Annotated in this window: 11 protein-coding genes and 1 tRNA gene; 3 read left to right on the top strand and 9 right to left on the bottom strand. The window is 66.5% G+C overall.

Translation table 11 applies throughout. The features are described 5' to 3' along the window. Positions 1 to 4: 4 nt before the first annotated feature. The 6 genes from AC6IW9_RS05885 to AC6IW9_RS05910 form a co-directional block, all read right to left on the bottom strand. The gene (locus AC6IW9_RS05885) at positions 5 to 1,897 is read right to left on the bottom strand and encodes a patatin-like phospholipase family protein (RefSeq protein WP_497770149.1); all 1,893 of its coding nucleotides are present in this window, start codon (positions 1,895 to 1,897) and stop codon (positions 5 to 7) included. A gap of 113 nt (positions 1,898 to 2,010) precedes the next feature. Further along, entirely contained in the window at positions 2,011 to 3,834 is a 1,824-nt protein-coding gene (gene typA / locus AC6IW9_RS05890) for a translational GTPase TypA (protein ID WP_497770152.1), read from the bottom strand. Positions 3,835 to 3,971: 137 nt separating this feature from the next. After that, complete coding sequence (locus tag AC6IW9_RS05895) at positions 3,972 to 4,343, bottom strand: VOC family protein (protein WP_497770155.1); 372 nt, start codon at positions 4,341 to 4,343, stop codon at positions 3,972 to 3,974. Positions 4,344 to 4,454: 111 nt separating this feature from the next. Continuing rightward, positions 4,455 to 4,539: transfer RNA gene (locus tag AC6IW9_RS05900), tRNA-Leu, on the bottom strand. Between the two features lie 140 nt (positions 4,540 to 4,679). Further along, the gene (locus tag AC6IW9_RS05905) at positions 4,680 to 5,474 is read right to left on the bottom strand and encodes a DUF1217 domain-containing protein (RefSeq protein ID WP_497770158.1); all 795 of its coding nucleotides are present in this window, start codon (positions 5,472 to 5,474) and stop codon (positions 4,680 to 4,682) included. Positions 5,475 to 5,528: 54 nt separating this feature from the next. Beyond that, positions 5,529 to 6,836, bottom strand: a complete 1,308-nt coding sequence (locus tag AC6IW9_RS05910) for a TIGR03808 family TAT-translocated repetitive protein (protein WP_497770160.1) — start codon at positions 6,834 to 6,836, stop codon at positions 5,529 to 5,531. 243 nt (positions 6,837 to 7,079) lie between these two features. Here AC6IW9_RS05910 and AC6IW9_RS05915 point away from each other — a divergent pair, with 243 nt between their 5' ends. Further along, complete coding sequence (locus tag AC6IW9_RS05915) at positions 7,080 to 7,568, top strand: GIY-YIG nuclease family protein (protein ID WP_497770162.1); 489 nt, start codon at positions 7,080 to 7,082, stop codon at positions 7,566 to 7,568. A gap of 28 nt (positions 7,569 to 7,596) precedes the next feature. After that, positions 7,597 to 9,090, top strand: a complete 1,494-nt coding sequence (gene hisS, locus AC6IW9_RS05920) for a histidine--tRNA ligase (RefSeq protein WP_497770165.1) — start codon at positions 7,597 to 7,599, stop codon at positions 9,088 to 9,090. A gap of 65 nt (positions 9,091 to 9,155) precedes the next feature. On the opposite strand, the gene AC6IW9_RS05925 is transcribed toward hisS, so the two are convergent. From AC6IW9_RS05925 to AC6IW9_RS05935, 3 genes are read right to left on the bottom strand one after another with little or no spacing between them, the layout of a single operon-like run. Further along, positions 9,156 to 10,115: an Hsp33 family molecular chaperone gene (locus tag AC6IW9_RS05925; RefSeq protein WP_497770168.1), complete on the bottom strand. Its 960-nt coding sequence runs from the start codon at positions 10,113 to 10,115 to the stop codon at positions 9,156 to 9,158. Next, entirely contained in the window at positions 10,112 to 11,065 is a 954-nt protein-coding gene (gene argF / locus AC6IW9_RS05930) for an ornithine carbamoyltransferase (protein WP_497770171.1), read from the bottom strand. Before argF ends, AC6IW9_RS05925 begins: the two co-directional genes overlap by 4 nt. Next, on the bottom strand, positions 11,062 to 12,258 hold the full coding sequence (locus AC6IW9_RS05935; protein WP_497770174.1) for an aspartate aminotransferase family protein: 1,197 nt from the start codon (positions 12,256 to 12,258) through the stop codon (positions 11,062 to 11,064). The genes argF and AC6IW9_RS05935 overlap by 4 nt, the downstream gene beginning before the upstream one ends. 476 nt (positions 12,259 to 12,734) lie before the next feature. Between AC6IW9_RS05935 and AC6IW9_RS05940 the strand changes: the two genes are divergently transcribed. After that, positions 12,735 to 13,277 (top strand): GcrA family cell cycle regulator, encoded by a 543-nt coding sequence (locus AC6IW9_RS05940; protein WP_497770177.1) that lies wholly within the window; start codon positions 12,735 to 12,737, stop codon positions 13,275 to 13,277. Positions 13,278 to 13,336: the final 59 nt, after the last annotated feature.

Consider the following 13,336-nt stretch of genomic DNA (forward strand, 5'->3'; position numbering starts at 1 on the left):
GTCGTCAGACGAGCTCCTTCGCTCCCTCGCGTTGTTTCGTGTCGCTCGGCGGCGGCGAGAGCGGGGCGCTCTGGATCGCGCCCACCGCGAGGAAGCGCGGATCGAGAATCCGCAGCTGAGCGAGCGCCACGAGTGAACCGATCCAGCCGAACAGGATTCCGGGCAGAATCGTCAGATACCATCGCTCCTCGCGCCGAAGCTCGCGGATCTTGTCGAGCAGCGTCTTGACGGCCCCCGTGTTCTCGAGCTTGACGGCGAGCCAGCCGAGCGCCGCGAGGAGTCCTGCGAGCTCCAGCGTCGCCGCGGCGAGGCTCGGCGGGATGCGCACCAGTATGTTGTAGGCGAGCAGGCCGAACATCAGCGCGACGACGGCCGCAACGAGCCCGAACGCCCAAGCGACCGGATCGAACAGGCGGAAAATCTTGAACAGCTTGTAGCGTCCGACGGCGAGATGCGTCGCGAGCTTGTCCGGGTCTTTTTCGATCAGGGACCGGATATTCAGGAAATTCCAGTCGCCGCCGCGCTTCTCGGTCAAGAGGTCGGCGGCGGCGGCGAGCTTGCGGTCGCTGAGGCAATAGCCGTGATACATCAGCGAATACGCCTCGATATCGGTGAAGGAATCGAGATCGGTGCGCAGAGTGGAGAGCCGATAGACATGTCCGTTCTTCGCGACGGGATCGCTCTTGTCGACCGGGCCCGGGAGCTGCGGATAGGCGGAGCCGTCGACGGCCGGCGCGATCTCGCGGAGGTGGAAGAAGGAGAAGCTTCTCAGGCCGTCGGTCTTCCGCTCGTCCGCGTCGTTCTTCTTCCTGGCGTTCAAGCCGCGATAGACTTCTTCGCGAACGCGCGTCATCAGAACGTCCTGCGCGCGACTCACTACGGCGATGGCGCGGCTCGGCGGCGCACGCAGATCCTCTATTTGCCCGGAGGCGTCGCTGCAGATGACATGCGTGCACGGCCTTTGCTCTCCCGGAAGCTCCAGCAGAGCGTCGACGCCCTGATTGTCGAAGACGCCTCCGTCGACCAGCTCGACGACGATCTCTTCACCCCGGCTGTTCCAGCAGATGTCGTGAATGGCGAGCGGCGCGAAGATCCCCGGCACGCAGGCCGAGGCCGCGACCGCATCGGCGAGCGTGAGCGAATCGAGCTTCTCCGCTCGTCTTTTTTCCGCGTTTGCGTCCGGCGCGGGCCGTGCGGAGTGTTTTCCGTCGAAGCGGAAGCAGCCGAGGTCGACAGTCTTGTCGAGGGTCGGACGCCGACGACGGAATTCTCCCACATAGGAGGTGGTGAAGCGCCATGCATGTCCCGTGTTGAGCGTGGTCGCGTTCAGCGTGAGGACGGGTATCTTGAAGGGATTTTCGTCATTGTATTTTTCGACGCTCGGAACATCTTGTCCGCCCGGCCGGATCTTCAGGTCCGCGAGCCGGATGCGATGGTCCTCGCCGGTCCACAGAGGCGCATAGAAATATTTTTGATACAGCTCGGCGATGCGGTCGCTGCGCGAATAATCGTCGCTGACGGCCATCCGCCCGTTCTTGATCGGATCGAGCAGCGTCTGCGTGCGGATGTTCGTCTGCACCGCGCGGAGAAATTCGACCTCGATCTCGGCGACGATGTCGACAAAGGCCTGGGGAGAGGGCCGGACAGGCAATCCGTCGGCGCCGATGCGGCCGCCTTCGAGCAGCTGCTTCACCTTCAGATAATAATAGGCGCCGATGATCGCGCCGCCGGATACGGTGGAGAGAATCTGGACCTGCCACAGCAGTCCGAGCTCCGCCATCCGGGCCAGAACGCCGATATGAAACAACGACGCCCGAAATCCGCCGCCGGACAGAGCGAGGCCGAGCTTGTCCCCTGCGCCGAGGCTCCAGCCGGAGCCCTCACAGTCGTCGCTCATGAATTCCTCCCCGAAGCATGGCTTGAAAGGGAGGAATTGTAGCGGATCTCGACAAAATCACAATTTCCGACCTCGGCCGTCTCCGGCCGAGCGGGAAATCGGCCGTCTCCGATTCAGGCCGTCGCGAGCGATTTGCCGCGTTCCGCCCGCTTGCGATCATTCGGGTCGAGGATCGCCTTGCGCAGGCGGATCGATTTCGGCGTCACTTCGACGAGCTCGTCGTCCTCGATATAGGCGAGCGCCTTCTCCAGCGTCATCTTGATCGGCGGGGTGAGGCGCACCGCCTCGTCCTTGCCGGCGGCGCGGATATTGGTGAGCTGCTTGCCTTTCAGCACATTGATCTCGAGGTCGTTGTCGCGCGTGTGCTCGCCGACGATCATGCCGCGATAGACCTTGCAGCCCGGCTCGATCATCATCGGGCCGCGATCCTCGAGCTTCCACATGGCGTAGGCGACCGCCTCGCCCTGCTCGTTGGAGATCAGCACGCCGTTGCGGCGTCCGGCGATCTCGCCCTTGTAGGGCGCATAGGCGTGGAACAGGCGGTTCATGATCGCCGTGCCGCGCGTGTCGGTCAGCAATTCGCCCTGATAGCCGATGAGCCCGCGCGTCGGCGCATGGAACACGAGGCGCAGGCGATTGCCGCCCGAGGGGCGCATCTCGATCATCTCCGCCTTGCGCTCGGACATCTTCTGCACGACGACGCCGGAATGCTCCTCGTCGACGTCGATGACGACCTCCTCGATCGGCTCCAGCGCTTCGCCGGCCTCGTCCTTCTGGAACACGACCTTGGGACGCGAGACGCCGACCTCGAAGCCCTCACGGCGCATGGTTTCGATGAGGATCGCGAGCTGCAATTCGCCGCGGCCGGAGACGATGAAGGATTCGCCGCCGGGCGAATCCTCGACGCGCAAGGCCACGTTGCCTTCCGCCTCCTTATAGAGGCGGGCGCGGATCATGCGGCTCGTGACCTTGTCGCCTTCGGTTCCCGCGAGCGGGGAATCATTGACGAGGAAGGTCATGGAGAGCGTCGGCGGATCGATCGGCTGCGCCTGCAGCGGCTCCGTCACCTCGAGCGCGCAGAGCGTGTCGGCGACATTGAATTTTTCGAGGCCCGCGATGGCGACGATGTCGCCGGCCTCCGCCTCCTCGATGGGCTGGCGTTCTATGCCGCGGAAGGCGAGAATTTTCGACACACGCCCCTGCTCGACCACCTTGCCGGAGCGGTCCAGCACCTTCACCGGCTGATTGGGCTTCACGCTGCCCGAGAACACGCGGCCGGTGATGATGCGGCCGAGATAGGGATTCGCCTCGAGCAGCGTGCCGAGCATACGGAAGCCGCCCTCTTCGATCTTGGGCTCGGGCACATGGCGGATCACGAGGTCGAACAGCGGCGCCATGTTCTCCTTCGGCCCGTCCGGCTCCTCGGCCATCCAGCCCTGCTTGGCCGAGCCGTAGATGATCGGGAAGTCGAGCTGCTCGTCGGTCGCGTCGAGGGCGGCGAACAGGTCGAACACCTCGTTCACCACCTCGGTGACGCGCGCGTCGGGCTTGTCGACCTTGTTGATGGCGACGATCGGCTTCAGGCCGATCTTCAGCGCCTTGCCGACGACGAATTTCGTCTGCGGCATCGGGCCTTCGGCGGCGTCCACCAGCACGATGGCTCCGTCGACCATGGAGAGGATGCGCTCCACCTCGCCGCCGAAATCGGCGTGGCCGGGCGTGTCGACGATATTGATGCGCGTGTCCTTCCAGGCGATGGAGGTCGCCTTGGCCATGATGGTGATGCCGCGCTCCTTCTCGAGGTCGTTGCTGTCCATCACCCGTTCGGCGACGCGCTGATTCTCCCGGAAGGCGCCCGATTGCTGGAGCAGCCGGTCGACGAGCGTCGTCTTGCCGTGGTCGACATGGGCGATGATGGCGATGTTGCGCAGCTTCATGGAAAGGGCCGATCGGTTCGCGGACGAGTCGCTGCCTGCGCCCCTACGGGGACGCGGCGCCGGCCGCGACTTTTTGCAGTGCGGCATCTCATACAGGAGGGGAGCGGGAATGGGAAGTGCGGCGCGATCTGCGCCAGTTATTGGTGCACGGCCTCGAGCCTATGCCCATCGGGATCGGTCACGAAGGCCGCGTAATAGGTCGATCCATAATGGGGTCGCAAGCCGGGCGGGCCGTCGTCTCGCCCGCCCGCGGCCAGGGCGGCTGCGTGGAAAGCGTCCACGGCTTCGCGATTTTTTGCCTCGAAGGCGAGATGGAAGCCGTGATCCATGCCGATGTCGGACCGAGGACGGGCCTTCAGGGCGAAAGGCTCGCAGCCGTCGGGCGTTCCATATCCGACGGAACTCGGGCCGGTATAGACCCGGCGGTAGCCGAGCGCGCCGAGAACCGCGTCATAGAAGCTCGTCGCACGGGCAAGATCGGATACGCCGATGGACAAATGGCTGATCATTGCTCCGACGCAGAAGATCTCGGCCCCGCTCCCGGCGGAGCCGACGTTACGTCCGGCCGGAGCCGGCTCGCGGCGGCAAAGCCGAAATTAAAGAGCCGGCCTTCTCCAATTTGGTGCGGTCGAGAGGACTCGAACCTCCACTGGTTGCCCAACTAGCACCTCAAGCTAGCGCGTCTACCAATTCCGCCACGACCGCAGTCGCCGACGCTCTAGCGTCGGCAGGCGGCCCGTCTAACAAATCGGCTCGCCGCTGGCAAGCAAGATGCCGACTTCGGAAGCGCGTTCGTCGCGCCGGCTCGGGCCGGAGCAAGAGCGAAGCTTCGCCCGTCCGGCTGGTCAGAGCGAGCTGAAACGCACGCCTTGCAGCCTCTGGAGCAGGCTCGAATCGACGCCGAAGCTCGATCCGCCGGACGAACTCCCGAACAGGGTCGACAGCAGGGAGTTCTGCGAATTGGCGTCGCTGTCGTTGTTGTAGTCGTACATCGCGGCGAATCGCGAGATGAACTGCTGCAGCTTCTTCGGATCCTGGAAATCGGCGAGATCGATCTTGGATTTGAGCATGGTCGCCTGGGTGTCGATCGACTGGGCCGTGGTCAGCGGCGAGATGCCGAGCGCGGTCTGCACCACGGTCAAAATCTTTCTGTCGGCGAGAATGCCGTAAATGCTGGTGATCTCCGGCGCCTTGCGCTGGAAATAGAGCGCGAGCTCGACGCCTGGATTCAGCTCGCCCTGGTCGGTCTCCAGAGCCTGCTCCGCATAGCGGCTCGAGACGGTCTCGACGAGCGTCGAGGAGGAGGTCGTCTCCGCGCCGTTGTCGGCGAAATCGAAGGCCGTGGCGAAAGCCTTGATATTGGAGTTGGCGAGCGTGACGGCGAGCGAGCCGGCGCCGACGCCCTGCTCCAGGACCTTCTTCATCATGCCCTTGGCGTAGGTCATGTCGCCGAGGCCGAAGGCGGTCATCGCATAATCGAAGAGGCGCGCGTCCTTCAGAAATTCGTCGACCGATTTGACCTTGCCGATATTGTCCTGGAAATATTTGGTCTGCGTCGCGACGTCGGGCGACTTGGCGGCGATCGACTGCCATTTCGACTGATTATTGGCGATCTGCAGATAGGTGGAGAGCGTCGTCATGGCGTGTTCCGATCGGCCTTGGACTTTGCGGCCGTCGCGCATGATGCCCCGCGTCTATTGACGCGGCGTTAAGATTTGTCGCGGCGCCCCGGTTTCGATCGTGACGCCGGGATATTTCGCGGCCGCCTCCGGCCGCGCGACGTCTCCGGGGACGATGTCCTGGCCCGCGATCGCCGCTATGGCGGCCTTTCGCGCCCCGCGGATCTCGTTGCGCGCGATCACGGCGCTGCCGACGCTCTCGCCGATCTGGAAGGTCACGCCATAATCATTGTCGATCAGATGATTGTCCTCGACGCGGAGGTTCTGCCGATAGCCGCCGCAGCGCACGCCCATCCAGCCGCCGACCACCGTATTGCCGGCGACGAGCACATTGCTCTCCGCCTCGACGCCGGTGAGCCAGCTCATTTCCGGTCCGAACTCCGCATCCGGATGGGTCTCGTGCAGGCCGGTGATCACATTGCCGGTCACGAGGCCGATATCGGTGCCGCGATCGGCGTTGGCGAGCGCGATTCCGGCGCCGGCGTCGTCGATCCTGTTGTCGCGGAAGGTCGCGCGCTTGGCGCCGAACTCCGCATACATCGCGCGCTCGCCGCACCCCTTGCAGTCGTTGCCGATCACCTCGACGTCATGGCCGGCGTTGTTGCGCACGGCGGTATAGGCGCAGCGGCGGATGACATTGTTCTCGACCCGTACGAAGCCGGCGCCCCAGATGGCGACGCCATTGCCATAGGGGCCGTCGCCGCCCGAGAGATTGCGGATGTCGGCGATCTCGTTGTTGCGGATGCGCGAGCCTTCATACCGTCCGGCAGCGGAGGTCCAGACCTGCACGCCATTGTCGCCGCAGCGGCGAATCTTGTTGCCGTCGATGTCGCCGCCGAGGCCGTCGAGCGAGAAATAGCCGGCGTCGCGCACGTCTTCGACGATATTCTGCGCGAAGCGGCCGCCGCAGCGTCGCAGCGAGACGCCGCGCCCGGCCGAGCGGCGAAATGTGCAGCCGTGGATGGAAAGACGCGGAACGTCGGCGAAATCGACGAGACCCGTCTTTCGATCGAAGAAGGGCGCATCGCCTCCGTCGAAGACGATCCCCTCGAGCGTGAGCGCTGCCGGACCCTCGGCGTGCAGAAGCGGGCCGGGTCCGATGAGCCGCAAGGTCGCTCCGGCGCCGATCAGAATCGCAGGCGCCTCGAGCGTGAGCGATCTCGTGGCGAGGACGCCCCGCGGCAGGCGCACGGCTGCGCCCGTTCGCGCCGCCTCGCGAAGGCGATCGCGCAGCCATTGCGTCGCATCCGGCGCCGCGCGCGCCGGCGCGATGGAGGCCGCGAGCGGCAGCAGGAACAGCTCGCGTCGTGAGAATGGCTCCATATTGCCTATCAAAGGCGCAGCCTGCTCGGTGGCGCGCCTAAAATATGTAGTTGCGTTACATAACGAGTCCGACCATAAAGAGTATGCCCAATGGCAACGTCTTGCAAAGGAAACCAAGGTTCCGCCTCGTCGCGTTTCGTGTAGCGACAGCGCGACGCGCGAAGAGGCGGCTACTTTTCGCACACCCCTCAGCGCGGCCTCTTCCGTCGAGGTCGGGTCGACTTTGCGGCATTGGTTCTCACGGTGTCCACAGCGCCTCCCTGTCTCCGCCTCGGCGGAGACAGGGAGGATTTTCGCGTCTATCCTCCGCCGATGCAATTCGTCGCCGCCGCCTTCGAGGCGCCGCCCGCGCATGGCGCCTATGCGCTGCTCGTCGTGCTGGACGCGGCGCTTTTCGTCAGCGCCGGCCGCCGTTCGGCGACGCTCGGGCCGGACCGCTATATTTATTGCGGCTCCGCCCACGGTCCTGGGGGCCTCCGCGCCCGGCTCGGCCGCCATATGCGTCGCGGCAAGACCAAGCGCTGGCATATCGACCAGCTGACCGAAGCGGGCCGCGTCCTCGGCGCATGGATCGCGCCCGGCGGCGACGAATGCGCGCTCGTCGCTGCGCTCGCCGAGCTGCCTGTTCCGCTCGAGGGCTTCGGTAGTTCGGACTGCCCGCGCTGCCGCAGCCATCTTCTGTGTTGGCCGCAGGGCGCAGCCGCTGCTTTCCTCGCCGCGCAAAAATGCTAGGAAGGGCGCCGATCAAAGGCCTCATCAGATGTCAGACGACAAGAAATCGAAAATCGAGGCGCGCTCGCCGCGCGGCCTCGCCGACCGCGACGCGGCGGAGCTCGTGGCGACCGGCAGAATGCTGGACGTCATCCGATCCGTCTATGAGCTCTACGGCTTCGAGGCGCTGGAGACCCCGGCGATCGAATATACCGACGCGCTCGGCAAATTCCTGCCCGACCAGGACCGCCCCAATGAGGGCGTGTTCTCCTTCCAGGACGACGACGAGCAATGGCTGTCGCTGCGCTATGACTTGACCGCGCCGCTCGCCCGCTATGTCGCGCAGAATTTCGACCGGCTGCCGAAGCCCTTCCGCAGCTATCGCTTCGGGAATGTCTATCGCAATGAGAAGCCGGGCCCGGGCCGCTTCCGCCAGTTCATGCAGTTCGACGCGGATACTGTCGGCGCCGCCTCGCCGGCCGCGGACGCCGAAATCTGCATGATGGCCGCCGAGACGCTGGAGCGGCTCGGGATCGCGCGCGGCGATTACGTCATCAAGATCAACAGCCGCAAGGTGCTGGACGGGGTGATGAAGGCGATCGGCCTCGAGGGCGACGAAAACGCCGGCCGCCGCCTCACCGTGCTGCGGGCCATCGACAAGATGGACCGACTGGGCCCGGAGGGCGTCAAGCTCCTGCTCGGCCCCGGCCGCAAGGACGAGAGCGGGGACTTTACCAGAGGCGCCGGCCTTCCCGACGATGCGGTCGACACCATCCTCTCCTTCACGCTCGGCGGACAATATAAAGACGGCGAGCCGCGCTTCGGCCTGTTCGAGCTGCTCGGCCGCAGCAATGTCGGCGCGGAAGGCGCCGAGGAGCTGCTCGAGATCGAGGATTTGGCGCGCGACTCCGGCTTCGGGCCGGACCGCATCCGCATCGATCCTTCGGTCGTGCGCGGGCTCGAATATTATACCGGCCCCGTCTTCGAGGCCGATCTCACTTTCGAGACCAGGGACGAGAAGGGCCACCCCGTCCGTTTCGGCTCGGTAGGCGGCGGCGGCCGCTATGACGGGCTGATCGGCCGTTTCCGGTCCGAGAACACGCCCGCGACCGGCTTCTCGATCGGCGTCTCGCGGCTCTATGCCGCGCTGAAGCTGGTCGGCAGCCCGATCGTCGCAGCGAGCGAGCGCATGGGCCCGGTGGTGGTGCTGGCGCTCGATCGCGACCGCATCGCCGATTATCAGCGCATGGTCGCCGCTCTGCGCAACGGCGGAGTCGCGGCGGAGCTCTATCTCGGCGCCTCCGGCATGAAGGCGCAGATGAAATACGCCGACAAGCGCAACAGCCCGGCCGTGGTGATCCAGGGCTCGGACGAGCGCGCGAAGGGCGAGGTGCAGATCAAGGATTTGATCGAAGGCGAGCGGGCGAGCGCTGCGATCGCCACGAACGAGGAATGGAAGGCGGCGCGCCCGGCGCAGTTTTCGGCGCCGGAGAGCGAGCTTGTCGGAGAGATCAAGGCGCTGCTGGCGCGTCAGCGCGGCTGACCTTTCGAGCGGAATCGCGCCCGCGGCGCCCCTTCTCCCGCTTGTGGGAGAAGGAAGAGCGCCCGTCAGTCGAAATCCGCCGGATCGAACATCCTGTGCGTCCGGCAGAATTCGCAGGTGACGCCGATCTTGCCGTCGTCGCCCACCATGTCGCGACGGTCCTCGGGCGGGAAGCTGCGCAGCAGATCCGCGACGCGCTCGGTCGAGCAGCGGCAGGCTTCGACGAGCGGCGTCTGCGGAAACACTGTCACGCCGCGCTCGTGGAACAGCGAATAGAGCAGCCTTTCGCCCGAAAGCCCCGGATCGACGATCTCATGATCATGTGTGGTCGAGGCGAGCGACAGTCCTTCGATCCAGGCGTCGTCCTCCTGCCGCTCGACTGCGGCGCCCTCCGGCGCATCGCCGGGATCGAGGTCGCGCGGTCGGGGCGTCGTCGTCGGCAGATATTGCAGCAGCAGGCCGCCGACCCGCCAGCTGCGGCCCGCCGGCGTCACGCTCTCGGCCACGGCGAGTTTGACGAAGCTCGGTATCTGCTCCGATTGGCGGAAATAGCGATGCGCCGCCTCGGTGAGGCTGTCGCCCTCGAGCGCCACCACGCCCTGATAGCGCGCCGCGTCGCCGGGGCGCTCCACCGTGAGCGCCAGATGGCCGTGGCCGAGCAGCGCGCCCTGGGTCGCGCCGGCTCCGATGCGCTCGGCGTCGAAACGGGCGAAACCGCGCAGCCGGCCGGGCGCGTCGCAATCGACGACCAGCATGTCGACCGGGCCGTCGCTGCGCGTCTGCAATTGAAAGCGGCCGTGCGCCTCGAGCATGGAGCCGAGCAGCGCGGCGAGCGCCGCCGCCTCGCCCAACAGGCGCGCGACCGGCGGCGGATAGTCGTAATGCGTCAGGATCGAATGCACGGCGGGGCCGAGCCGCACGAGCCGTCCGCGCAGGTCGAGCGCGTCGACGGCGAAGGGAAGCACGCTGTCGTCCTCGGCGATGGGCGAGGCCGGACGGCCGATCGCGCCGCTCTTCCGCGTCACGGCGACGCGATTCCGAAGCACCAGGCCAGCACGCCCTTCTGCACATGCAGGCGGTTCTCCGCCTCGTCGAACACCACCGACTGCGGACCGTCGATCACCTCGTCGGTGACCTCCTCGCCGCGATGGGCGGGCAGGCAGTGCATGAAGATCGCATCCTTCGCCGCCGCCGCCATCAGCTTGGCGTTCACCTGGAAGGGGAACAGCAGCGCACGGCGGCGCGCCTCCTCCTGCTCGTCGCCCATCGACACCCAGCAATCGGAAATGACCGCGTCGGCGCCGGCGACGGCCTCGTAAGGATCCGAAGTGAGGGTGAGAGCGACGCCATTGGCGCGGGCGAAGTCGACGAGCGCGGCCGAGGGCGCGAGCTCGGGCGGCGTCGCCACATTGATCTCGAACTCGAAGCGCTGCGCCGCATGGACCCAGCTCGCCAGCACATTATTGGCGTCGCCGGTCCAGGCCACGGTGCGGCCTTTGATCGGCCCGCGATGCTCCTCGAATGTCAGCACGTCGGCCATCACCTGGCAGGGATGCGACAGCTTGGTGAGCCCGTTGATCACCGGCACGCTGGAAAAGCGCGCGAGCTCCTGGAGCTGCTCGTGCTCGAGAATGCGGATGACGATGGCGTCGACGAAGCGCGACAGCACGCGGGCGGTGTCGGCGATGGTCTCGCCGCGCCCGAGCTGCATCTCCTGCCCGGTGAGCATGATCGTCTCGCCGCCGAGCTCGCGCATGGCGAGATCGAAGGAGACGCGCGTGCGCGTCGACGGCTTGTCGAAGATCATCGCCAGCGCCTTGCCGGCGAGCGGCCGAAAAGCCGAGGGCGCGCCCTTGACCCGCTTGCGCTTGATCGCCGCCGCCTGGTCGAGGATGCGACGCAGCTCTGTGGCCGGGATCTGGGAAATATCGAGGAAATGACGGACGCCGCCCGTCACCTGCGCATGGGCGGTCATCCGAGAGCTCCCGCTCGCTTCGCCTGCGCGAAGGAGGCGCAGGCGATCTCGAGCCGCCGCACGCCCTCGGCGATCTCGTTCTCCGAGACGATCAACGGCGGCAGCAGGCGCACGACATTGTCGCTCGCCGGAATGGTGAGGAGCCGCGCCGCGCGGGCGGCCGTGGCGAAGGCCATGTTGGGAACGCGCGTCTTGACGCCGAACATCAGCCCCTCGCCGCGCACGCCCTCGATCACGTCCGGGTGGCGGTCTTCGAGCGCGGCGAGCTTCTGGCGGAACAGAGAGCCGAGATGCGCGACGCGCTCCAGGAAGCCCGGCTCGAGCACGACGTCCAGCACGGCGTTGCCGACCGCGGCGGCGAGCGGATTGCCGCCATAGGTCGAGCCATGCGCGCCGAGCGTCATGCCTTTGGCGGCCTCGGCCGTCGCCAGGCAGGCGCCGAGCGGAAAGCCGCCGCCGATCCCTTTGGCGAGGGCGGCGATGTCCGGCGCGACGCCGGCATGCTCGATCGCGAGAAAGCGTCCGGTGCGGCCGACGCCCGTCTGCACCTCGTCGACGACGAGCAGCAGGCCGCGCTCGTCGCAGAGCGCGCGCAGGCCGGCGAGAAAGCCGGGCGGCGCGACGCGCACGCCGCCCTCGCCCTGGATCGGCTCGAGCAGGATGCCGGCGGTCTCGGGAGCGATCAGCGCGCGCACGGCGTCGAGATCGCCGAAGGGCGCCTGGTCGAAGCCGTCGACCGGCGGGCCGAAGCCGTCGAGATATTTCGGATTGCCGCCGGCGGCGATGGTCGCCAGCGTGCGGCCGTGGAAGGCGCCCTCGAAGGTGATCAGCCGATAGCGTTCCGGCCGTCCGTTCGCCGCATGATATTTGCGCGCCGTCTTGATCGCGCATTCGACCGCCTCGGCGCCCGAATTGGTGAAAAAGACCAGATCGGCGAAAGTGGCCTGCGCGAGCCGCTCGGCGAGCCGCTCGGCCGCGGGAACGCGAAACAGATTGGAAACGTGCCAGGGCGAGGCCGCAGCGGCGTTCAAGGTCCCGACGAGATGCGGATGCGCGTGGCCGAGCGAATTGACCGCGACTCCCGAGCCGAAGTCGAGATAGCGTTCGCCGTCATTCGCGACGAGCCAGGCGCCCTCTCCCTTCTCGAAGGCGAGGTCGGCCCGCGGGTAGGTCGGAAACAGCGCCGAAACCAAGTGGATACTCCATTGGCGGGAACCCGCGGCGGCGTCGGCCCTGGAACGCATGGCAGGCGCCAAAAATCGAGGCGCCGCCCTTCGAGGGCGGCGCCTCTCACATTTCAATTCTAGGGTCTCGCCCGACGGCGGTCAAATCTGTTTCGAGAGGCGCTCGGGTCGGCATGGTCGCGCGCGGCAGGCGCGCAAGGATAGGCGCGCCTTCTTCGAAACGGCCGATGACGCGCCGACGCATCCTTCGCGCAATGTCGATAGGAAATATTGCAGTATTACGTTGTGGGGAACGCCTGCGCCACTTGCCAGGGACTCTTGCGCGTGATTCAACTGGTAGAGTAGCGTCTGCGTCGTCGCCCACGACGTTCCGTGCGGCGTTTTTCAACCGAGTGCGAGTGCGTCGTATCGACTCCGGCGATGCCGGTTGCGCGAGCGTTCGCCGATTCTTGCGGCAGGAACCCGGTTATTCGAGGAGGATCCTCATGTCCTGGACCGACGAGCGCGTCGAGCTGCTGCGTAAGCTCTGGAACGAAGGTCTCAGCGCCAGTCAGGTGGCGGCGGAGATCGGCGCCGGCATCACGCGCAACGCCGTCATCGGCAAGATTCATCGGCTCGGCCTGTCGCAGCGCGCCAAGACCCCCGTCGCATCGCGTCCGCGCGTCGCCAAGCCGCCGCGCCTGCAGCAGGGAGGCGGCGCCCTCCGCACGGCGGGCGCGAGCGCGCCGAGCGTCATGGGCAATGTGGCGCTGGCGCTCACGCCTTGCGTGCTGCGCGAGGCCGAGACGCGGCCGCAGGAAGAGGTGGTGATCCCGCTCACCGAGCGCGTCACTATCATGGAGCTGCGGGAATCCATGTGCCGCTGGCCGATCGGCGATCCGACATCGCCGGAGTTCCGCTTCTGCGGCGCGCGAACGCCCGGCGGCGCGGGCGGGCCGTATTGCGGTTTCCACGCGCAGGTCGCCTATCAGCCGGCCCAGGACCGTCGCCGATCCCGCGATGACTTGAAAACAGCCCGTATCGCCTGATCGTCCGGGCCGGGCGCGCTCTCCGGCCCCTCTCTCCGATCGTCCTTTCTCGCGCTCAC

This window comes from Methylosinus sp. shoA, from assembly GCF_059718125.1.

What these genes read in the sequence shown, in the direction of transcription:
- AC6IW9_RS05905 (WP_497770158.1), bottom strand. Translation starts at nt 5,474, where the DNA reads ATGACGACGCTCTCCACCTATCTGCAGATCGCCAATAATCAGTCGAAA.
- argF (WP_497770171.1), bottom strand. Translation starts at nt 11,065, where the DNA reads ATGACCGCCCATGCGCAGGTGACGGGCGGCGTCCGTCATTTCCTCGAT.
- AC6IW9_RS05910 (WP_497770160.1), bottom strand. Translation starts at nt 6,836, where the DNA reads ATGGAGCCATTCTCACGACGCGAGCTGTTCCTGCTGCCGCTCGCGGCC.
- AC6IW9_RS05940 (WP_497770177.1), top strand. Translation starts at nt 12,735, where the DNA reads ATGTCCTGGACCGACGAGCGCGTCGAGCTGCTGCGTAAGCTCTGGAAC.
- typA (WP_497770152.1), bottom strand. Translation starts at nt 3,834, where the DNA reads ATGAAGCTGCGCAACATCGCCATCATCGCCCATGTCGACCACGGCAAG.
- AC6IW9_RS05885 (WP_497770149.1), bottom strand. Translation starts at nt 1,897, where the DNA reads ATGAGCGACGACTGTGAGGGCTCCGGCTGGAGCCTCGGCGCAGGGGAC.
- hisS (WP_497770165.1), top strand. Translation starts at nt 7,597, where the DNA reads ATGTCAGACGACAAGAAATCGAAAATCGAGGCGCGCTCGCCGCGCGGC.
- AC6IW9_RS05895 (WP_497770155.1), bottom strand. Translation starts at nt 4,343, where the DNA reads ATGATCAGCCATTTGTCCATCGGCGTATCCGATCTTGCCCGTGCGACG.